The sequence below is a fragment of the Rhizobium sp. LC145 genome, from assembly GCF_001005825.1.
Taxonomy (GTDB): domain Bacteria; phylum Pseudomonadota; class Alphaproteobacteria; order Rhizobiales; family Rhizobiaceae; genus Neorhizobium.
Genome location: NZ_LBHV01000011.1, coordinates 83,837 through 104,237 on the forward strand (window position 1 = coordinate 83,837; position 20,401 = coordinate 104,237).

At 63.0% G+C, this 20,401-nt stretch carries 19 protein-coding genes; 8 read left to right on the forward strand and 11 right to left on the reverse strand.

Annotated elements, in window-relative coordinates; genetic code table 11:
* Positions 1-31: 31 nt before the first annotated feature.
* Together YH62_RS30870 and YH62_RS24420 are read right to left on the reverse strand one after the other, a co-directional pair.
* Positions 32-1,126, reverse strand: coding sequence for an ABC transporter substrate-binding protein (locus YH62_RS30870; RefSeq protein ID WP_245282173.1), 1,095 nt, complete (start codon positions 1,124-1,126; stop codon positions 32-34).
* A 74-nt stretch (positions 1,127-1,200) separates the two neighbouring features.
* Positions 1,201-3,312 (reverse strand): TonB-dependent siderophore receptor, encoded by a 2,112-nt coding sequence (locus YH62_RS24420; RefSeq protein WP_245282174.1) that lies wholly within the window; start codon positions 3,310-3,312, stop codon positions 1,201-1,203.
* Positions 3,313-3,645: 333 nt separating this feature from the next.
* Between YH62_RS24420 and YH62_RS24425 the strand changes: the two genes are divergently transcribed.
* Positions 3,646-4,686 carry an AraC family transcriptional regulator gene (locus YH62_RS24425; protein WP_046796913.1) on the forward strand — a complete coding sequence of 347 codons (1,041 nt, stop codon included), beginning with the start codon at positions 3,646-3,648 and terminating at the stop codon, positions 4,684-4,686.
* A 16-nt stretch (positions 4,687-4,702) separates the two neighbouring features.
* Here YH62_RS24425 and YH62_RS24430 read toward each other — a convergent pair whose 3' ends face one another.
* Both YH62_RS24430 and YH62_RS24435 read right to left on the reverse strand, forming a co-directional pair.
* Positions 4,703-4,921, reverse strand: coding sequence for a hypothetical protein (locus YH62_RS24430; protein ID WP_046796914.1), 219 nt, complete (start codon positions 4,919-4,921; stop codon positions 4,703-4,705).
* On the reverse strand, positions 4,918-5,712 hold the full coding sequence (locus YH62_RS24435) for a DUF899 domain-containing protein (protein WP_046796915.1): 795 nt from the start codon (positions 5,710-5,712) through the stop codon (positions 4,918-4,920). The genes YH62_RS24430 and YH62_RS24435 overlap by 4 nt, the downstream gene beginning before the upstream one ends.
* 119 nt (positions 5,713-5,831) lie before the next feature.
* On the opposite strand from YH62_RS24435, the gene YH62_RS24440 reads away from it, so the two are divergent.
* Positions 5,832-7,052, forward strand: a complete 1,221-nt coding sequence (locus YH62_RS24440) for a hypothetical protein (protein ID WP_046796916.1) — start codon at positions 5,832-5,834, stop codon at positions 7,050-7,052.
* A 35-nt stretch (positions 7,053-7,087) separates the two neighbouring features.
* Entirely contained in the window at positions 7,088-7,729 is a 642-nt protein-coding gene (locus tag YH62_RS24445) for a PQQ-binding-like beta-propeller repeat protein (protein WP_046796917.1), read from the forward strand.
* 173 nt (positions 7,730-7,902) lie between these two features.
* Here the strand turns inward: YH62_RS24445 and YH62_RS24450 are convergent, their stop codons facing one another.
* From YH62_RS24450 to YH62_RS24460, 4 genes are all read right to left on the reverse strand, one after another.
* Entirely contained in the window at positions 7,903-8,136 is a 234-nt protein-coding gene (locus tag YH62_RS24450) for a hypothetical protein (protein WP_046796918.1), read from the reverse strand.
* A gap of 72 nt (positions 8,137-8,208) precedes the next feature.
* Positions 8,209-8,442 (reverse strand): hypothetical protein, encoded by a 234-nt coding sequence (locus YH62_RS30305; RefSeq protein ID WP_137326551.1) that lies wholly within the window; start codon positions 8,440-8,442, stop codon positions 8,209-8,211.
* A 163-nt stretch (positions 8,443-8,605) separates the two neighbouring features.
* Entirely contained in the window at positions 8,606-9,442 is an 837-nt protein-coding gene (locus YH62_RS24455) for a methyltransferase domain-containing protein (protein WP_052760499.1), read from the reverse strand.
* 30 nt (positions 9,443-9,472) lie between these two features.
* The gene (locus tag YH62_RS24460; protein WP_046796919.1) at positions 9,473-10,843 is read right to left on the reverse strand and encodes an amino acid permease; all 1,371 of its coding nucleotides are present in this window, start codon (positions 10,841-10,843) and stop codon (positions 9,473-9,475) included.
* Positions 10,844-11,033: 190 nt separating this feature from the next.
* Between YH62_RS24460 and YH62_RS24465 the strand changes: the two genes are divergently transcribed.
* Together YH62_RS24465 and YH62_RS24470 are read left to right on the forward strand one after the other, a co-directional pair.
* Positions 11,034-11,765 (forward strand): response regulator, encoded by a 732-nt coding sequence (locus YH62_RS24465; RefSeq protein WP_046796920.1) that lies wholly within the window; start codon positions 11,034-11,036, stop codon positions 11,763-11,765.
* Positions 11,762-13,246 carry an ATP-binding protein gene (locus tag YH62_RS24470; protein WP_046796921.1) on the forward strand — a complete coding sequence of 495 codons (1,485 nt, stop codon included), beginning with the start codon at positions 11,762-11,764 and terminating at the stop codon, positions 13,244-13,246. The genes YH62_RS24465 and YH62_RS24470 overlap by 4 nt, the downstream gene beginning before the upstream one ends.
* Here the strand turns inward: YH62_RS24470 and YH62_RS24475 are convergent.
* Positions 13,237-14,139: a LysR family transcriptional regulator gene (locus YH62_RS24475; RefSeq protein WP_137326553.1), complete on the reverse strand. Its 903-nt coding sequence runs from the start codon at positions 14,137-14,139 to the stop codon at positions 13,237-13,239. The genes YH62_RS24470 and YH62_RS24475 overlap by 10 nt on opposite strands.
* A gap of 145 nt (positions 14,140-14,284) precedes the next feature.
* Between YH62_RS24475 and YH62_RS24480 the strand changes: the two genes are divergently transcribed.
* Positions 14,285-15,163 carry an arginase family protein gene (locus YH62_RS24480; RefSeq protein WP_046796923.1) on the forward strand — a complete coding sequence of 293 codons (879 nt, stop codon included), beginning with the start codon at positions 14,285-14,287 and terminating at the stop codon, positions 15,161-15,163.
* 49 nt (positions 15,164-15,212) lie between these two features.
* On the opposite strand, the gene scpA is transcribed toward YH62_RS24480, so the two are convergent.
* Positions 15,213-17,348: a methylmalonyl-CoA mutase gene (gene scpA, locus YH62_RS24485; protein ID WP_046796924.1), complete on the reverse strand. Its 2,136-nt coding sequence runs from the start codon at positions 17,346-17,348 to the stop codon at positions 15,213-15,215.
* A 329-nt stretch (positions 17,349-17,677) separates the two neighbouring features.
* On the opposite strand from scpA, the gene YH62_RS24490 reads away from it, so the two are divergent.
* Together YH62_RS24490 and YH62_RS24495 are read left to right on the forward strand one after the other, a co-directional pair.
* Positions 17,678-17,926, forward strand: coding sequence for a type II toxin-antitoxin system VapB family antitoxin (locus tag YH62_RS24490; protein WP_046796925.1), 249 nt, complete (start codon positions 17,678-17,680; stop codon positions 17,924-17,926).
* Positions 17,923-18,336, forward strand: coding sequence for a type II toxin-antitoxin system VapC family toxin (locus YH62_RS24495; RefSeq protein WP_046796926.1), 414 nt, complete (start codon positions 17,923-17,925; stop codon positions 18,334-18,336). The genes YH62_RS24490 and YH62_RS24495 overlap by 4 nt, the downstream gene beginning before the upstream one ends.
* A gap of 58 nt (positions 18,337-18,394) precedes the next feature.
* Here YH62_RS24495 and YH62_RS24500 read toward each other — a convergent pair whose 3' ends face one another.
* On the reverse strand, positions 18,395-20,401 hold the full coding sequence (locus YH62_RS24500; protein WP_245282175.1) for an acetyl/propionyl/methylcrotonyl-CoA carboxylase subunit alpha: 2,007 nt from the start codon (positions 20,399-20,401) through the stop codon (positions 18,395-18,397).

Here is a 20,401-nt window from a genome sequence, read left to right on the forward strand (position 1 = left end):
TGCTTCTCCGTTACTTTTGCGTCCGCGCCTCTCAGGGCGTGTGGGGCGTCGGCTCGATGCCGACACAGAACGTCCCTTCCAGCGGGACGGCCAGAAAGCGGCGGTTGATCTCGGCGATCGTCCTTTCCGGATCGACATCCGCCATCGCCTCGGGATGCGTCCACTTGGCGAAGCATTCGAAGACGATGAGGTTGAGCGCCGAGATGGCGAGCTGGTGCGACACGGCGAAAGCGCGGCCCTCCCGCACTGCCGAAAGATTTTCGAGCAGGTTCCTGCTCGTGACCGCTTCAAGCGAACGGCGCGCCGTCTCTTCGTCGATGCCGCCGCCGAGAGCCAGTCCGCTCTGTGCGCCGAGATGGGGGCTGCCCGTGCCGATATAGATGTCCGGATCGGCGCCCACCACGAATTCCGGGCTGAGCTGACTGTCATAGCCGGAGGCAACGTCCGCGCCGATACTGTGTCCGCCCGCAAGCTCGAGATAATGGGAGATGCGGTTGTCCGAGCCGGGCGTGTAGCAACAGAGCGTGCCTGCGTGAACGTCGATCAGCACTTTCGGCCGTTCGCCGATGCCGGCCAGGTGCTCGGCGACCTGCCGGTATTTTGCCCGCACGAAGGCGGCGAATTCGCGTGCCTGATCTTCCCTTCCGATCGCCTGGCCCAGAAGCTCGATGGAGAAGGCAGTCGCCTCCGCGGGGTCGCGTTTCGTGGTCTGCGGACTGTCGAGGAAAATCACCGAAACACCAGCGCGCTCGAGCTGCCCGGCAATCTCCTCCCATTCCGGCTGCCAGAGACTGACGACGAAGAGATCGGGCCTTACCCCAAGGATTGCTTCGGCCAGGGCATTCGACGGAACGACGCTACCGACCTCCGGAATGGCATCGATTCCCGGAAACTTTTCCCGGAACGCCCGGTAGACGCCGCCGTCGATGCGCTGCGGCCTTGCCCATCCGGCGATCCTGGCGACGGGATCGGGATCGATGAGCGCCAGATAATAAAGCAGCAGGCTTTCGTTGGTAACGATCCGGCGGGCCGGCGATGCGAGACGGACCTCGCGTCCGACCGCATCCTTCAACAGGATTTCGGCGCGTGCGGGCTCCATCCAGGAGAGCGCCGCAATCACAGCCATCGCGAGCACGCCCATCGAAGGCAGCAGGGCCCACAGCCTGCGGGCCCATCGCGAAACTATCGGGGCCGACTGCGTCACCATGTGTATTTCAGGCTCGCGGTAATGGTCCGGCCAGCGCCGTAGTTGCAGCTTCCGCCCGTCAGGTTGAGGCAATGGGAGACATATTTCTCATCGAAGAGATTGCTGACGTTCAACTGAACCCTTGTGCCCTTGAAGGATGGATCGAGTGCGCCGAGATCGTATGCGGCGCCGATGTCGACCAAGGTGCGCGAGGGGATGCGCAGATCGTCCAGATAGGTGACGTCGGTCTGATAGGAAGACATGTAGCGGACGCCTGCGCTGAGCGACAAGCCCTCGATCGCAGCCGGCCGATAATTGATCCAGAGGCTTGCCTGGTGCTCGGGCAGGCGCAGGACCTCGTTGCCGACGGCGGCGGCATTGGTTGAGCGCAGGACCTCGGAGTCCGAATAGGCATAGGCGGCCAGAAGGTCGAGTTCGGGGGTCAGTTCATACTTGCCTTCGATCTCGATGCCGCGGATGCGCTGCTTGCCGTCCTGGGCATAGGCGACCGGGTTCGCCGGCCGCGGTCCGATCGGCGTCAGGGCATTCTCATGGTCCAGGTTGAAGAGCGAAAGCGTGACCATGCCGCGACCTTCCGGCGGCTCATACTTGACGCCAATCTCGAACTGTTCCGCCGTTTGCGCCTTGAAGGGATCGCCGGAGGCATCCGTGCCCATCAGCGGCAGGAAGGCGGTGGAATAGCTCGCATAGGGAGCAAACCCGTTGTCGAAGAGATAGGTGAGACCGGCCCGCCAGGTGACGGCATTGTCCTCGGTCGCGACGGTACGGCCGCTGATCCGGTTTTCCGAACTGATATCCGACATGTCGTAGCGAAGACCGAACGTGCCGAGCCAACCGCCGTAGCGGATCTGATCCTGCAGATAGAAACCGAGCTGGTCCTGCGTCTGCAATCCGGAGGCGGTAACCGGGGCTCTCGGATAGTGGAAGCCGTATTGCGGATCGTTGTAGTCGATGCCGGGAACGATGGTACCCATGCCGGTATTGCCGAAATTGGTGCTGGAGAGGCCATGCACGTAATCGACGCCGAAAAGCACGGTGTGGTCGACCGCACCCGTATCGAACCTGGCTTCGAGCTGTGTGTCGACCGCAAAGGTCGACGTCCAGTCGTCGGAGATCGCCGTGACGCGGCTCAGATCGCTCGAACGCCTGCCGGCAAAGGCGAAGGCCGGGTTGACCAGCACCAGGTCCATGTTCTGGTCGGACCGGCCGTAACGAAGGTTCTGCCGCACGGTCCACGTCTCGTCGAAGGAATGCTCGAACGCGTAGCCGAGATGGAAGTAATCGCGGCGGAAGCCTCCCCAGTCCGGATCGCCCAGGAAGACGTCGCGCGGTATCTGACCGGAAGGATTTGGCAGCAGCGTGCCGTAGGCGGGATAGAAGCGCGGATTGAAGACGGGATCGTCGTGCTGATAGTAGCCGTAGAGCGTCAGCGACGTGTCGTCGCTCGGGGACCAGGTGAGGCTCGGAGCGATCATGAGCTGCCTGTCGCGCTCGTGATCGATCTGCGTCTGCATGTTTCTGGCCTGTCCGAGAAGACGATAGCTCCAGTCGCTGTCCTCGGTGATCGGGCCGGTAAAGTCGAAGGACCCCTGCACGCCCCCGAAGCCGGACGTGCCGACCGTCACCTCGCGATAAGGTGTCGGCTGCGGACGCTTGCTCACCTGGTTGACGAGCCCGCCCGGAATCGTGCGGCCGTAAAGCACCGAGGCCGGCCCCTTGATCACCTCGACCCGCTCAAGCGAATGGAGATTGATGCTGGGCGTCGCATAGTTGAGGGGGTCGCCGGCGACCGGCAGGCCGTCCAGCCACATGGTGCCATACGCATTGAACCCCCGGACATAGAGCCAGTCGTAACGAAGGTCGTAGCCGTTCGGATCCGGATGGACGCCGGGCGTGTAGCGCAGGGCTTCGGCCACCGTGTTGACGCCCTGCTCCTCCATCTGGTCCCGCGTGACGACGCTCACCGCCTGGGGCGTTTCGAGGATAGACATATCGGTTTTGGAGGCGCTCCTGCTGCGCTTGGCGACGATCCCCCGATCAGGGCCGGATGCGCCCTCGCCTTCGACGACGATCGTCTGGAGAACGGTTTCACCACTTACGGCCACCCCCGGCTCCTGCGCTTCGGCCGTAAAAGGCGTCATTGCGCATAGCAGCGTGCTCCCAAGAAGTGCCGCCCGCAAGCGATCTCCCGCCGCTCCCAAAGATTGCCGTTGCCCCTGAACCCGCCCGTTTCCCACGATCTGCCACCCTGATCCATGCCAATGATAACTTGACCTGCTTCTTCAAGTTAAATACCTACTAGGGCATGATAGGGCGCGGGAAAACGTCCGGACCTTTGCGCAACAACAAGAAACTTTTGTTGGACATCGAAACAAACGAATAATTCACCGGAACGCGGGCCGATGCCGTAATGACATCGGCCGGTGGAGTGTTGGGCCATGAACGACAAGCTGGCGCACGGCAGGACCGATATGCGGGCGGAGCGCGATCGCACGCGGCGCTTCCGGGTCTGCGACTTCCTGCGGAAGGACGGCGTCGCCATCGCCAGTCCCGACGATCGACTCCTGCCGGACGACACGCTGGTGGAAGGGGACTTTCTGCATGTCGAGCTTCGGCCGGGATTGTTCCTGCATTTCAGCGACGTGACCGAGGAGCGGCCGTTCACGGCCACGTCCGTGCTGCCCGAGGGCTTCTCCTGCATCTTCTTCATGGATGGAATGGTCGATCTGACGCTTGGCGACCGCGGCTTCCACTTCGCCGGACATCGAAAGAACGCGATGACCGGAACGGCCATCATGAGTGCGCGGTCGGAACGCTTTCAGCGCTCCTCCAGGCGTCGCCAACATCTGCGCCATGTCGTGGTGTCGGCCTCGCCGGAATGGCTGGATTTCGACGGATTGACGAAGTTCGGCAGCCCCGCCCAGGGAAAGCGGCTCCTGAACGATCACCTGAGCGAGCATCAATGGGTGCTGACGCCTAGAACAGTTGAACTGGTGCGGCAGATCCTTGAGCCGAGCCCGCTGGCGCCTCAGCTCCACAATCTCTTTCTGGAAGGCCGTGCGGTGGAGATCGTGGCGGAGAGCCTGGCCGCCACCCTGCGGACGGAACCCGAGTTCGACCGATCGGCGCTTCTGACGCGTCAGGACCGCATTAAGCTACAGCGTGCCGCCGATCTTATTCGGGAGAGCCTCGACGCACCGCTCAGCGTCGACATGATCGCGCGCGGAGCGGGCGTCAGCGCCAGCGGCCTGCAAAGGCTCTTCCGGGTATCGGAGGGCGTGAGCGTCTTCGAATATGTGCGCCAACAGCGGCTGGAACGCGCCTATGCGCTTCTGAAATCGAACGAGGTGACGGTACAGGAAGCCAGCGGCATTGCCGGCTATTCCAACCCCGCGAATTTCGCGACCGCGTTCCGGCGCCGCTTCGGGCTGACCCCGCGCGAGGTCGCCCGTCCGGCCGTCACGACCGGGCGCAATTGAGCCGCGAGGCTTCCTTTCAGAACGAGCCGCGACGCTCGCGGATCAGCTTCACCCATGGGTTCGCATGGAAAACGCCCATCAGCACATACATCGTGGCCATTCCACTCAGCGGCGACAACTGGGCATCCGAGCAGAGCATTTCCGCGGAGTGACCGCCGACCACACCCGTCAGCAGAGCCATGACGGCAAAGGTCGGCGAGGCTGCCAGCGGCAGCCAGTCTGCCCCGCGGATCATGTTTTCATGCTCCCCTCCTGGCTCCGGAACGCGGCCTCTCCTGCATCCGACACCGCGACCCATTTCTCGTCGGGTGCGGCATCCGCGACATAGCTGTCGTGCCAATTCCACCACTTGTAGGTCGGGGTTTGGGGATAGCCCTCCGGCGAATCCTCCCACACTTCCTGCCGGCCGAGCGGCGTGATGTCGAGATAGTTCCAGGTGCTCCCCATCTGCTCGTCGCCGCGATTGTTGATGAAATAGGTGCGGAACACGCGGTCACCGTCACGGTAGAAAACGTTCGTGCCATGCCACTCGTCCACACCGAAGTCCGCATCGAAACTGTCGGTGATGGTAAACCACGGAATGTTCCAGCCCATGCGCGATTTCAGCCGTCTGATGTCCTCCTGCGGCGCCCGCGAGACGAAAACCAGAGTGGTGTCGCGGGCATTCAGATGGGCCGGATGGGCAACCTGGTCGGCCACCATGGAGCAGCCCCTGCAGGCATGTTCGGGCCAGCCGAACACACCAAGCTCGAAGAAGGCTCGGTAGACGATCAATTGACGCCGGCCGTCGAACAGGTCGAGCAGGCTGGCCTTGCCCGCCAGCCCCTCGAAGGCATATGCCTTCTCCACGGCCATCCACGGCATCCGCCGCCGCTCGGCAGCCAAGGCGTCGCGGGCGCGGGTCTGGGCCTTTTCTTTAACGAGGAGTTGCTGACGGGCCGCCTCCCACTCCTGCGGCGATACGACCGGTGGTGTCTGCATGGCCGGCTGTCCGCCTTCCCGTCCGTTCCCGACTGATGTAATCATGATATCGATACCTCCTGATTTCGCGAATTCCCGCTCAGCGATGCTGATCTCTGTCTGTGGTGGGATGATTCTGGCATCGGAAATCGAATGGCGGGAGTAACAAGTGTGACGGGATTGCGATGGACTCGCTGATCACGGCCGCGGCACATTCTCTCGCTGCGGGCGATCCTCTCTCCGCTTTGAAGAGGATTGCCTTGCGTAACGACGCACCCGCGCTTGCGCTGCGCGGCATCGCGATGGCGCAACTTGGGGATCTTGTTCGGGCAAAGGACCTTCTCAAGCGCGCTGCACGGGCGTTCGGCCCGAAGGATGCAGTCGCCCGCGCACGGTGCGTGGTCGCGGAAGCCGAAATCGCCCTTGTGTCGCGAGACCTCGCATGGCCCGTCAAGGCGCTCGACGCGGCGCGAGGGGTGCTCGAACGGCGCGGCGATCGGGCCAATGCCGCGCATGCAGGGTGCCTTATGGCGCGTCGGCTGCTGCTGATCGGCCGCCTGGACGAGGCCGTGCGATTGCTCGCCGATATCGATCCCGCGCCGCTCACGCCAGCCTTGAGAGCGAGTTACGAACTCGCCGCAGCGGGGATCGCCATCCGGCGTCTGCAAACGGAGATGGCACGCACCGCGCTCGCCAGGGCCGAGCACGAGGCGCGGATTGCCGGCATCCCCGGCTTGATCGCGGAGGTGGAGAGCCTCTCCCTGTTGATGACCGAACCGGCCGCACGTTTCATCGCACGCGGAGAGGAACGTCATCTTCTGTTGGAGGAGGTCGAAGCATTGCTGGCTTCCGGGGCGTTCGTCGTAGACGCCTGCCGCAATCTTGTAAGAAACAAGGGTACGGTCGTCTCGCTTGCGACCCGCCCGGTTTTGTTTGCTCTTGCGCGAGCACTCGCCGAAGGCTGGCCTGGCGACGTGAGCAGGGATTTACTCGTCAAGCGCGCCTTCCGGGCAAAGCAGGCCGATGAATCGCACCGCGCTCGGCTTCGAGTGGAAATTGGACGGCTGCGGGCGGAACTTAGGACCCTTGCGAAAGTGACCGCCACGGATCGGGGTTTTGCCTTATCCCCGAGCCACGCCGGCGAGGTCGTCGTGCTGGTGCCGAACGCGGAAGAGCAGAATGCGGCGGTTCTGGCCCTGCTCGCCGACGGCGAAGCCTGGTCGAGCTCGGCTCTGGCGATCGCACTTGGTATCAGTGCCCGCAGCGTACAGCGGGCGCTCGAACAGCTTTGGAGGGCAGGCAAGGTGCAGTCGTTCGGACGGGGACGCGCGCGCCGCTGGATGACCCCGCCCATTCCCGGTTTCCCGACAACACTGTTACTCCCCGCTCCGCTGCACAGCGGCTAAAGTCGCGGCAGTTTCATGATCCACGGGGTATCAAGATGAAAAGTTCCAGCGCCGAAATCCTCCGGGAATATGGTCCCTTTTCCGATATCGCCGAGGTGCATGGCCTCACCTTCGATGGCCGTCTCGTCTGGTTCGCGTCCGGTGACAGGCTGAACGCTCTCGACCCGGCCAGCGGAAGCGTCGTGCGCTCCATCGATGTCGCCGCGCATGCGGGGACGGCCTTCGACGGCCGGCACCTGTTTCAGATCGCCGAGGATCGCATCCAGAAGATCGACCCTCAAACCGGCACTGTCCTTTCCAGCATCCCGGCACCCGGAGGCGGTGGTGACTCCGGCCTTGCCTGGGCGGAGGGGACGCTGTGGGTCGGAGAATACCGCAACAGCAAGATTCACCAGGTCGATCCCGAAACGGGCGCTGTCTTGCGCACCATCCAGTCCAATCGCTTCGTCACGGGCGTGAGCTGGGTGGACGGTGAACTTTGGCACGCCACATGGGATGGTGATGGAAGCGATGTCCGGCGGATCGATCCGCAGTCGGGCAGGGTCCTGGAGAAGCTCGATATGCCGCCGGATGCGGGCGTGTCAGGACTTGAGTCCGATGGCGGCGACCAGTTCTTCTGCGGCGGGGGAAGCAGCGGAACGGTGAGAGCCATTCGGCGCCCACACCGGACGGAGTAGCCGGAATTGAGCCAGCCCGGAATGAATAGACATGGCCGGGCTTCCACTTGCATTGGCGGCATTTCTCGCGATGACGAAACGAAAAGCGGTGCCGCACATTGTGCGGCACCGCGATGCACGATCGGGCGAGAATGGTTCGCAACGGAGCGCCATTCCCGCTGACAGCGCGACACTCAGTTGGGGCGGGTAATGCCCTCGTAGTAGTCGCCGCTGTCGGCTTCGGCCGCGACAGCTCCCTTTTCCTTGGCGGAATAGAAGAAGGTCCGATCGTGCTTGATTGCCGGTGCGTTAGCCGCCCGCTGCGAGGAGGCCCCGCCAATGCCTTCGTAGTATTCACCCTCGGCCGCGGCCGAGGCGCCTGCAACGGCGAGGGAAGCGAAAAATGCGATGATAAGGGTATTCTTCATTTTCGTATCCTTTCTGTTCGGTGCAGCGTGTTTGCGACCTGGCTGCTACCGATGTCTTGAATGAACTGCGTTTCAACCGCGGACGCTGTCGTCGCCCATCTGGCGATCGTCGCGCGAGGTGCGCGGACGAACAGACGCGAACTCGGTGCCCGCGCTATCGGTGATGCCGGGGTTCCTGTCATCGATCCCGACAGTCTTTTCCGTATGCCACGTCCGGATGGATGCCTGGCCCTGTTCGGTGGCGCGGAAATGCCGGGGACGGTGGTGAGTGATGCCAGGGTTCCAAGCGTGGCAATGAACACTCACTTCATGGTGTGCTCCTTTCATTTTGCCTGTGGGTTTCAGACGGCTAACTCGCCGCGCTTCGATGGGTGGTACCTAATCCGTGTTTGGTCAGTCATTAGATACCGAAATGCGCATGAACCTATTACCGGTGCTCACAAGTCGAATTCACTCGCGGCTCCGAAGCTCAGTTGGTGGAGCGGGAAGCATTCCATTCGCCGCCGCCCTCAATGCTTCCCGTCATGGTGCCGTCGGTGCCGACCTCTCCGATATAGCGGCGGTCGCCTGCAAGAAAGCTGATCTCCCGGCCGTTCATCCTGGCCTCGCTGATGGGGAGCATCTCCCCGCCCCGGTTCAGCGATCCGGTCAGCATCTGGTAGGTCTGGGTCAGCGTGAGTTCGGCGTCGCCGAGGCGCCAGTTGCCTTCCACTTTGGCGGGGATAATCCACTTGTAGGCATTGCAATAGGTCGTGCAGTCGCCGCCCGCCTCGACCCGCTCGTCGGGCTCCCAGTCACCCATGTCGAACGTGTTGGAAACCACGCGCAGGCCGGGTTCCATGTCCAGCAGGATCGGACGCAATCTGAGGTTCAGTTCGGGCAGCAGGAAAAGGGTGACGACCGTCGCCTCCGAGAAATCCGATTCGAAGATGTCGCCCTGCACGAAGGTTGCGCGGTCGGTCACCCCGGCTGCCTCGGCATTGCGCTGCGAAAGCGCGACCATGTCGGGATTGTATTCGATGCCGTGGGCGCGCGCGCCCAGCCTCGCCGCGGTGATCACCGTGCGTCCATCGCCGGAGCCGAGATCGATGACGTAGTCGTCCTTGGTGACTTCGGCCATTTCGAGCATCCGGTCGACCAACGCTTGCGGGGTGGGCACCCAGACGACATCCTTGCCGGCCTGGCCGACGGAGGGGGTGAACGGCGCCGCCTGATCGGCGGCAGCCGGGCCGATCAGCGTGAAGGGGCTGCCCAATGCGAGGGCAGATACCGTGCAGATAATGGCGGTTCTTCGGAAATGGAACATGGCGGTTCTCCTGGTTGAAGTGCGGTTCGGTCAGTCGGGAGCCGTGACGGCGGTGCGCGCGGGAGAGCTCTTGGAGTGTCCCTTTTCGCCGGTTCGGCGGAAAAACAGGAGCGGCAGGCCCGCCGCCAGGACGGCGAGGCCGATCAGGGCCGAAACGCCGGTATAGGCGAGGCTGGCATGCAGCATATAGGCGCAGGTGAGGCAGAATAGGATCGGCGTCAGCGGATAGAGGGGTACCTTGTAGGGCAGCACCCGCTTGGGCTCGCGAAGCCGCAGAACGAAAACCGCGATGCCGGTGAGCAGCAGGAACCCCCAGAAAACCGGAGCGGTATAATCCACCATCGCCTGAAAGCCGTTGCGCGTGGCCGCGCCCATTCCCACCAATGCGAGCGCGACAATCCCCTGCGCGATCAGACCGTTTGCGGGGTTACTCCCGCGCTCGTCCCACTCGCCGATGCGCGGCATCAGCGTCAGATCGCGGGCCATGGCGAAATAGACGCGCCCGCCGGTGAAGATCGTTGCGTTCAGCGTCGAAACCGCGGCCACGACAATGGCGAGGCTAACGATGAGCGCGCCGGGCGGTCCTGCTACCAGACCCATCATGTCGGCGGCCACCGCCTCGGAGGCGCGAAGCCCGTCGAGTCCCAATATGGAAAGGAGCGCGATATTCGTCAGGACGTAAAGCGCCGTCAGGACGACGGTGCCCAGCACCAGCACCCTGGCGATATTGCGCGGCGCATCCTTGAGCTCGCCGGTGAGATAGGCGGCCTCGTTCCAGCCGCCATAGGTGAGCAAGACGAAGATCATCGCCATGCCGATGGCGGCCGATCCGGGCGCGAGCGCTTCCACTTCCGGAGCCGATCCCGGCGAGCCGAACAGGCCGAAGGCGATGATCGCAACGACGGCGCCGATCTCCACCATCGTGATGACGACTTGCAGCGTCTTGCTCTGCAAGGTGCCGGCGACGTTTATTCCGGTGAACACGACGATCGCCAGCCCTGCGTAAAGAGCGGGGCCGTGCGCACCGAGCGGGAATATCCGCGCGGCGTAATCGCCAAGGACGAAGGCGACGCCGGCGATCGCGCCTGTCTGTATCACGGAGGCGCGCGCCCAGCCGAAGAGCACGGCCATCGGCTTGCCGTAAGCGCGGGAGAGAAAGTGATATTCTCCGCCGGCATGGGGATGCGCGGCCGACAGTTCGGCATAGCACAGCGCGCCGATGAGCGTGACGATCCCACCGGCCACCCAAACGCCGATGAAGGCGAGTTCGCTTTCGACATTGGCGGCGACGATCGAGGGCGTGCGGAAGATTCCGATGCCGACGACCAGTCCGACCATGATCGTGACGGCGTCGAAAACAGACAGCGAGGCTTGCGGAACAGTACGATCGTGTGCCGGCATCCAGAACCCTTCCCTTGAGACAATCGCTTTGCGAGACGGCGCTTGCAGGCCTGGATGATGATCGGCATGTGTCGCAGAGTTCTGTCAGGGAAGGCGGAGTGCTTCTCCGAATGTCGCAGGACCGGCCGCCGACATACTTCGTTACAATTTTTCCCTAGGAGGACATTCGGCCTTCTCCTATTCTCGATGCGTGAGCACCACCGTCAGCCCAACACCCCATATCGTTGTCGTCGATGACCATCGCGACATTCGCGATCTGGTGGGAAAATATCTGGCTCAGCACGGCTACAGGATCAGCCTGGCCGAGAGCGGGGGAGCCCTTCGGCGGCTGCTCGACCGCAGCTCGCCCGATCTCGTCGTGCTCGACGTCATGATGCCGGGAGAGGATGGCTTGTCGATCTGCCGCCAGTTGCGAAGTCGGGGCGAGCTTCCGATCATTCTCCTGACGGCAATGAGCGACGAGACGGACCGCATCATCGGCCTGGAACTCGGAGCGGACGACTACGTCACAAAGCCCTTCAATCCCCGCGAGCTGCTGGCGCGCATCAAGGCGGTGCTCCGGCGCGTCCATAGCCTGCCGCCGCGGCGCGGAACCCTGAAGGTCAGGACCGTGGGCTTCGACCGCTGGGTTCTCGACACGGGACGGAGGGAGATCATCGGCCCCGACGAGATCGCCGTGCCACTTTCGACCGCGGAATTCCGCCTCCTTTCGGTTTTCATCGACCATGCGGGACTGGTGCTCAACCGCGATCAGCTTCTCGACCTGACCGTCGGGCGCGCTGCCGACAGCTTCGACCGCAGTATCGACAACCAGGTCAGCCGGTTGAGGAAAAAGATCGAAGCCGACCCGCGCAACCCTGTGCTAATCAAGACTCATTGGGGCGGCGGCTACAGCTTCACGGCAAGGATCGAGCCGTCATGACTGGCTGGTGGCGACGGAGCTTGGCGGCGCAGTTCATCTGTCTGATCCTGCTTGCGCTTGTGGTCTCCCAGAGCATCGGCCTCTTGGTTTCCTGGGACGAGCGCGGCCAAGCGCTGCGCGCCGCCGCCAAGAGCGAATTCTTGAGCCGCGCCGCCTCGATCGCGAAGCTGGTCGAGGTGACTCCGCCGGAGCTTAAGAGTGATGTTTTGCGGGCAAGCGACACGGCAAGCACGCGATTCTGGATTTCAGCGGACAGCCCGGAAACGGCCCGGGCCTGGCAGGATCTGGCAAGCGCCCAGCTCGCCGCCCCCCTGGCAGGGTTTGCGAAGCTGAACAAGCAGCAGCTCCCGCCGCTGCCGCCGGATCCGAAAGTGCCGAAGATCTACCCGGTGGAAGGTTCCGCCGGCACCGCCGCGGCGGCTAGCACGATCCTGTGGACCGATCTGTCACCGTCGGCCTGGCCCCTGTCGCAGCCTGCGAAATTCGCCTCGCTCAAACGCATCAACGGCATGGGTCTCGCTGTGCAGCTCGGCGGCGGCGCATGGCTGAACGCCGTCGTCTCCAAGCCGATCGCCAACGCCATCTGGACGCAGCAATCGGCCATCTCGCTCGCCATCACCGCGCTCGTTCTTTCCGGGATCGGAATTTTCGTCGCGCGCCGGATCGCCCGTCCGATAAGGCGTCTGGCTGTTGCCGCCGAGGCGCTCGGCCGCGGCGAGGCCGTGCCGCCGCTACCCGAACAAGGGCCGGACGACATTCGCCAGATGACCGAGGCGTTCAACCTAATGCAGGCGCGCCTGCAGCGCTTCGTCGACGACCGGACCCGCATGCTGGCGGCGATCGGCCACGACCTGCGCACGCCGATCACATCGCTGAGGCTGCGCGCCGAGTTCGTTTCCGATCCCGAACTGCAGGAGCGCATGCTGGCGACCCTCGACGAGATGCAGTCGATGACCGAAGCCACGCTTGCCTTCGCCCGCGAGGAGGCGACGCTCGAAGAGACCCGTAGCGTGGACCTCACCGCCCTCATCTCCAGCCTGTGCGACGACCTAGCCGATCTCGGTCTCGACGTGACGTTTGCCTGCGCATCGAGGATCGGCTACCGGTGCCGGCCCGACGCCTTGCGCCGGGCGATAAGAAATCTCGTGGAAAACGCGGTGCGTTACGGCAAGCGGGCGCGCGTCTCGCTCGAAAAGCGCGCCGACAGCCTGACCATCCTCGTCGAGGATGACGGCCCCGGCATACCGGTTGCCGATTTCGAGCGGGTCTTCGTGCCGTTCTTCCGCCTTGAGCATTCGCGCAACCGCGAGACCGGCGGCGTCGGCCTCGGCCTGTCGATCGCCCGTGCGATAGCCCGCCATCACGGCGGCGATATCACGCTTGAGAACATCAGCCGGGGTTTCCAGGCGGCGATCCGGTTGCCGCTGATCGGCCAGCTGAGAGAATTTCCGAATACAATGCCGGTGGGGGCTCAGCCCTGAGAGGGCTTTCCGAAGCGCTCGACAAGCCACTGGATGAAGACCTTCAGCCTGGCACTCTGATGTCTGCCGGGAGCATAGACGACACGGAACGGCAGCGTCGGATGGCTCCATTCGCCCAAAACCTCGACGAGCTCTCCCGACTGCAGGTAGGGCAGGAGGAACGGTCTCAGGTTCTGGCCGACCCCCATTCCCGCCAGGATCATGGCGATCTGGCCATTGTCCTCATTGGCGGAGAATTGCAGGTCGCTGACGAGGTGCCGGTGACCGGATTTCTCGAAGGCCAGCGGTTTCATCCGGCCGTCGGCATGGGAAAAGAAGCCGACCGCAACATGGTTGGCGGCGAGGTCTTCCGGAGACGCCGGCGCTCCCATCCGCTCCAGATAGGCCGGCGAGGCGCAGGTCACGAAGTCCGCATCGAACAGATGCCTTGCGATCAAGGTTTCGTCGCCGATCTCCCCTGCCCTGATGGCGCAATCGACCCCTTCCCCGATGATGTTTGCGGGCCGGTTGCCGATGCCCAGCGCGATGGAGATATGCGGATACTGCCGATGGAAATCCGGCAGATACGGGATCAGGACATTCTGCGCGAAGGTCGGGTGGGACTCGATGCGAAGATGGCCTCTCGGCGTCAGCTTCCTGCCCCGCACGGCGCTGTCGGCCTCATCGACCTCCGCCACCAGGCGCGCCGCATACCGGTAATATTCCTCACCCTCGGCAGTCACCACGACATTGCGCGTGGTCCTGTTCATCAACCTTGCGCCGAGATGCTTTTCGAGATCGGTGACGAGCTTGCTGACCGTCGAGCGCGGCACCTGAAGCTGGTTGGCGGCGCCCCGGAAAGACCCGGTATCGACGACCCGCACGAAGGCCCGCATGGCTAGGAGCTGATTCACGGTATTCCCCCGTTCCGGTCATTGTCCATAATCTTGGACAGAGTTGCTATAAATCCGCTATTTTGTTCCTGTTTTCAATCACCAGCTATGTCCTGTCCCAGCAAGGGTAAACCGATCCGAATTCCCGACAGGAAAGAGTGAGACCATGACAATCGACCCGAAAAACATTCTGCGCCTGAACCTTCCGCAATGGCAGGGCGGGGATCACCCAGACTACAGGATAGGCGCGCGCGTTCTTGCAGCGATCGCGCCGGAGGCGCAGGGACCGGAGGAAACGATTGCGGTGCCCGAAGCCCCGGACGCCACGCGACCGGTCGAGCAGGGCATCGTTTCCCGCAAGCCGCTTCTGGACCAGCTTGCCGCAGCCAGATCGGCGATCGCCCGGCACGATCCCGACGCCATCGTCACGCTTGGCGGCGACTGCCTCGTCAACCTCGCGCCCACGGCATATCTCAGCGCGCGGTATGGCGAGGATCTTGCGGTTCTTTGGGTGGACGCGCATCCCGACGTGATGACCGCGAAGCAGTTCCGCAACGCCCATGCGCATGTGCTCGCCATGCTGATGGGGATAGGCGATCCGGACTTCGTGGCCGCCGTGCCGAAGCCGGTGAAGGGAGACCGGGTTCTTTATGTCGGCCTGACCGAAACCGCGCCCTACGAAACGGATTTCATTCCAGAGCACGGAATGACGCGCCTCAGCCCGGAAGACCTGGCCGGCTCCGCCGAGCCCGTGCTGCAATGGCTGCGCGCCTCGGGCGCGAAGAAGGTCGCGGTGCATTTCGACCTGGATGTTCTCGACCCCTCGCTCTACGACTTCCTTCTCTCGCAGGACCCCGATGCCAAACCGAATGCCTATGAGGGCGTTGCGAAAGGCCGGATGCGCTTCGAGGAGGTGGCCAATATTCTGAAGGCCGTGGATGCGGAAGCCGATATCGTGGGACTGGCGATCGCCGAATACATGCCGTGGAGCGCGATCAAGCTTTCGAAGCTCCTTGAGACGCTCCCCCTCCTCGGCAAACGGTGAACTGGAATACCGGCGGAAGTCGAAAGCCCGCCGGCATTCCAACCCATCCTCAGATATTGCGCCGCTTTCCCTCGATGAGGTCGAGCACCTTGTTGGCGGCATCCAGCACATTGGTGCCGGGGCCGAAGACGGCGGCGACGCCGTGTTCTATCAGGTAATCGTAATCCTGCCGCGGGATGACGCCGCCCACCACGACGATGATGTTTTCCGCGCCCTTGGCCTTCAGCGCCTCGACGAGCTGGGGGCCGAGCGTCCGATGGCCGGCGGCGAGCGAGGACATGCCGACCACCTGGACCTTTTCCCGGATCGCAAGATCGGCTGCCTCTTCCGGCGTCTGGAAGAGCGGGCCGGCAAGCACGTCGAAACCGATATCCCCGAAGGCGGACGCGATGACCTTGGCGCCCCGGTCGTGCCCATCCTGGCCGAGCTTGGCGACCATGATTTTCGGCTTGCCGGAGGCCTTCGCATAATTGGATAGCCGGCTAACGATCGTCCGGTATTCCGGATCGTCGTCATAGGCGGGGCCGTAGATATCGCTCACCACTTCCGGCACGGCCGAATGATCCCCGAAGGCTTTGCGCATCGAATCCGAAATCTCACCCACCGTGGCGCGGGCACGCGCCGCCTCCACCGCGGCTTCCAGAAGATTGCCCTTGCCGGTGCGGGCGACCTCGGCCAGGGCATCAAGCGTTTGTTCGACCTGTCTCGGATCGCGCTGCCGGCGCACCTCCTCCAGCCGCCTGATCTGCGCATTGCGCACGGCGGTATTGTCGATGGCGAGAATGTCGAGCTCGTCCTCATTCTCCAGCCGGTACTTGTTGACCCCGACGATGATCTCCTCGCCGCGATCGACGCGTGCCTGGCGAAGCGTGGCCGCTTCCTCGATCATCCGCTTCGGCAGGCCTTCCGCGACCGCCCTGGTCATACCTCCGAGGGACTCGACCTCCTTGATGAGCGTCCAGGCTTTTTCAGCCAATTCGTTCGTCAGGCTTTCGACATAGTAGGAGCCGGCGAGCGGATCGACGACCTTGGTGACGCCCGTTTCGTGGCTCAGGATGAGCTGGGTATTGCGGGCGATGCGGGCGGAAAAATCCGTCGGCAAGGCCATGGCCTCGTCCAGCGCATTGGTGTGCAGCGACTGCGTGCCGCCAAGCACGGCAGACAGCGCCTCGTAAGCCGTGCGGATGACGTTGTTATAGGGGTCCTGCTCCTGCAGCGAGACGCCCGACGTCTGGCAATGGGTGCGCAGCATCAGCGAGGAGGCCTTTTGTGGCTTGAACTCCTCCATGATGCGCGACCAGAGGAGGCGTGCGGCGCGGAGCTTCGCCGCCTCCATGAAGAAGTTCATGCCGATGGCGAAGAAGAAGGAAAGCCGCCCGGCGAAATCATCGACATTCAGGCCCTTGGCGAGGGCGGCGCGCACATATTCGCGCCCGTCGGCGAGCGTGAAGGCGAGTTCCTGCACGAGCGTCGCGCCGGCTTCCTGCATATGGTAGCCGGAGATCGAGATCGAATTGAAGCGCGGCATTTCCTTCGCCGTATATTCGATGATGTCGGCGACGATCCGCATCGAGGGGTCGGGCGGATAGATATAGGTGTTGCGGACCATGAACTCCTTGAGGATATCGTTCTGGATGGTTCCGGAAAGCTCGGCCCGCGAACAGCCCTGCTCCTCACCCGCGACGATGAAAGAGGCGAGTATCGGGATGACCGCGCCGTTCATGGTCATCGACACGGACATTTCCTTGAGTGGAATGCCGTCGAAGAGGATCTTCATGTCCTCGACGCTATCGATCGCGACGCCCGCCTTGCCGACATCGCCCTCGACACGCGGATGATCCGAATCATAGCCGCGATGGGTGGCGAGATCGAAGGCGACCGAGAGGCCCTTCTGGCCGGCAGCGAGATTGCGGCGATAGAAGGCGTTGGAGGCTTCGGCGGTGGAGAAGCCGGCATATTGGCGGATCGTCCACGGCCTTCCGGCATACATGGTGGCGCGTGGGCCACGCACGAAAGGCTCGAAGCCGGGAAGCGAGTGCAGGTGATCGATCCCCTGCAGGTCGTCGGCCGTATAGAGCGGCTTCACCTCGATGCCTTCGGGCGTACGCCAGACGAGCGTTTCGGGCGATGCCTTCAACTCTTTTTCGGCGAGTGCTTTCCAGTCTTTTATGGTCTTGTCGGTCACCCGTTTCCTCCTCCATGCGCCTTTGGACACGCGCGCCGTCGACGCGGTGTTTATTTATAGTGTTCGGACGGGGCGCTGAAAGCTGCCTCTTGTATTAGTAAAAAGTAGCACCTCTCAGCGCCCCGTTCAGCGATTTTTATCCGCGACTCCGATCCCTCTGCAGTGGCCGCGCAAGGGACATTAAGGCGAGGAACTTGCCGTTTTTAGGCCGAACCCTCTCGCCACCCCATTCACTGTCGCAGCTCAATCCAATAGGACTCTTGAATATCAAGCCATCATTTGCCATCTTGATGGCAGTTCGTATTTATCCTTCTCGGTAGGAGGTAGGAATGGCCGAACCACAGCTTTCCGTCCGCAGCTCAAAGGCGCGCGACCTCGCACACCGGCTTGCCCGCCGTGAAAACCGTTCAATCGCTGATGTGGTCGAACGTGCGCTCGAAGCTTATGAGATCCGCGAAGCGGGGCGCGAGCCCGCCTCTACCTTCTATAGCCGGCTGGCGGCGCAAGCCGGCAGCGACATCGATCTGGAAGCAGTCATTCGCGAAAATCGTCACCCTCATAAGGGCATCGATCTTTGATTTTCCTCGATACCAACGTTGTTTCCGAAACCTTGAAAAAGACGCCGGACGACGCGGTGATTGCTTGGCTGATTCGATACGACGCCGAACTCGCGCTGCCTACCGTAACGATTGCGGAGATAGCATTCGGTATTCAGAAGATCAGGCCCGATCAACGCGCTGAACGGCTAGAGCAGGGATTGTCAGACTGGCGGCGTCGATTTGCCGATCGAATTTTTGGCCTGACAGAAGAGGCCGCGCTGGCCTATGGGAAAATCATGGGCACTGCTGTTCGACAGGGACGCGGGATGTCTGCGCCTGACGGCATGATTGCTGCGATTGCGCGGGTTAACGGTGGCCGTTTAGCGACCCGCAACCTGAGGGACTTCGAGACAGCGGGGCTCGATCTTATATGTCCCTGGGATTTCTGACGCCTGGCCGCAGCAATCGGTTCACGGATTCAGCTGCCCCAGCTTCTCACCACCCGCCCTACTCGAACTCGACGATCAGCTCGTCCACCGCAAGACTCTGGCCGGCGATGGCCGCGACGCGCTTGACCACACCCTGTCTCTCGGCCTTCAGAACGTTCTCCATCTTCATCGCCTCGACGGTTGCGAGCGTCTGGCCGGCTTCGACCTGATCGCCCGCCTTGACCGCGACCGAGGTGATGACGCCGGGCATCGGGCAAAGCAGCATTTTCGACGTATCCGGCGGCAGCTTGACGGGCATCAGGCGCGCAAGTTCGGCCACATGCGGGGAGCGAACCCGCGCCGTCACGTCCATGCCGCGCCAGCGCAGCCGGATTGCGGTTCCGGCGAGATCGACCTTCACGCCCATCGGCTCGCCATTCAGATGAAAGGCTGCGTGACTCCGGCCGGGAAGCCAGCCGCTGGCGACCGAAAAGCGCGCGCCATCGGCGAACGTGACGGAGGTGCCGTCGGGAGAGGTTTCGAGAGCGGCGGGCAGCTCGAAACCCGCAAGCGTGACCACCCATTCCTTGCCGACGACGCGGCGGTGATTGCCGATCGTGCCGGAGATCTGCACCGCGCGCTCCTGCAGCACCTGGTTGACCAGAATGGCGATGGCCGCGAGCTTGCGAGCGGCGGCTTCATCCGGGCGCACGCCGGAAAAACCTTCCGGAAACTCCTCCGCAATGAAACCGGTGGTCAGCCGCCCGGCGCGGAACCGCTCATGCTCCATGACGGCCGAGAGGAAGGGAAGATTGTGGCCGATGCCCTCCACCTCGAAATCGTCGAGTGCCGTCGCCATGGCGTCGATCGCCTTGATCCGGTCCGGCGCCCAGGTGCAAAGCTTGGCGATCATCGGGTCGTAATACATGGAGATTTCGCCGCCCTCGAAGACGCCGGTATCGTTACGCACCACGGTGCCATCCTCCCACCGGCCTTCCAGCGGCGGACGGTAACGAGAAAGCCGGCCGATTGACGGCAGGAAGTTGCGGTACGGGTCTTCGGCGTAAAGCCGGCTTTCGACCGCCCAGCCGGTGAGCTTCACATCGTCCTGGCCGAAGGCGAGCTTTTCGCCGGCGGCGACGCGGATCATCTGCTCGACGAGATCGATGCCGGTGACAAGTTCGGTGACCGGGTGCTCGACCTGCAGGCGGGTGTTCATCTCGAGGAAGTAGAAATTGCGATGGCCGTCGACGATGAATTCCACCGTGCCGGCGGAGAAATAGCCGACCGCTTTCGCGAGCGCCACGGCCTGCTCGCCCATGGCCTTCCGCGTCTCGGCATCGAGGAAGGGCGACGGCGCCTCCTCGATGACCTTCTGGTTGCGCCGCTGGATGGAGCATTCGCGCTCGCCGAGATAGAGCGTGTTGCCGTGCCTGTCGCCCAGCACCTGAATTTCGATGTGGCGCGGCTGAGTGACGAATTTCTCAATGAAGATGCGGTCGTCGCCGAAGGAGGACTTCGCCTCGTTCTTCGACGACTGGAAGCCTTCGCGGGCCTCCTTGTCGTTCCAGGCGATACGCATGCCCTTGCCGCCGCCGCCGGCGGACGCCTTGATCATCACCGGATAGCCGATGGAAGAGGCGATCGTCACCGCCTCCTCGGCATCCTCAATGAGGCCCATATGGCCGGGCACAGTGTTGACGCCGGCTTCGGCCGCTATCTTCTTGGAGGTGATCTTGTCGCCCATGGCCTCGATCGCCTTGACGGGCGGGCCGATGAAGGCAACGCCTTCCTTTTCGAGTGCCGCGGCGAAGGCGGGATTTTCCGAGAGAAACCCGTAGCCGGGATGGACGGCATCGGCGCCGGTCTTGCGGATCGCATCGAGGATCCTGTCGATGACGATATAGGACTGGCTGGAGGGGGCGGGCCCGATATGCACCGCTTCGTCTGCCATGCGCACATGCAGCGCGTCGCGATCGGCATCCGAATAGACGGCGACCGTCGCGATGCCCATCTTCTTAGCCGTTCTGATAACCCGGCAGGCGATTTCGCCACGATTGGCGATGAGGATCTTCTTGATCGCCAA

Coding starts and splice junctions, on each gene's coding strand:
- YH62_RS24470 (WP_046796921.1), top strand. CDS start 11,762: ATGACTGGCTGGTGGCGACGGAGCTTGGCGGCGCAGTTCATCTGTCTG.
- YH62_RS24480 (WP_046796923.1), top strand. CDS start 14,285: ATGACAATCGACCCGAAAAACATTCTGCGCCTGAACCTTCCGCAATGG.
- YH62_RS24455 (WP_052760499.1), bottom strand. CDS start 9,442: ATGTTCCATTTCCGAAGAACCGCCATTATCTGCACGGTATCTGCCCTC.
- YH62_RS30870 (WP_245282173.1), bottom strand. CDS start 1,126: ATGGCTGTGATTGCGGCGCTCTCCTGGATGGAGCCCGCACGCGCCGAA.
- YH62_RS24430 (WP_046796914.1), bottom strand. CDS start 4,921: ATGATCCGCGGGGCAGACTGGCTGCCGCTGGCAGCCTCGCCGACCTTT.
- YH62_RS24490 (WP_046796925.1), top strand. CDS start 17,678: ATGGCCGAACCACAGCTTTCCGTCCGCAGCTCAAAGGCGCGCGACCTC.
- YH62_RS24460 (WP_046796919.1), bottom strand. CDS start 10,843: ATGCCGGCACACGATCGTACTGTTCCGCAAGCCTCGCTGTCTGTTTTC.
- YH62_RS24425 (WP_046796913.1), top strand. CDS start 3,646: ATGAACGACAAGCTGGCGCACGGCAGGACCGATATGCGGGCGGAGCGC.
- YH62_RS24440 (WP_046796916.1), top strand. CDS start 5,832: ATGGACTCGCTGATCACGGCCGCGGCACATTCTCTCGCTGCGGGCGAT.
- YH62_RS24445 (WP_046796917.1), top strand. CDS start 7,088: ATGAAAAGTTCCAGCGCCGAAATCCTCCGGGAATATGGTCCCTTTTCC.
- YH62_RS24450 (WP_046796918.1), bottom strand. CDS start 8,136: ATGAAGAATACCCTTATCATCGCATTTTTCGCTTCCCTCGCCGTTGCA.
- YH62_RS24435 (WP_046796915.1), bottom strand. CDS start 5,712: ATGATTACATCAGTCGGGAACGGACGGGAAGGCGGACAGCCGGCCATG.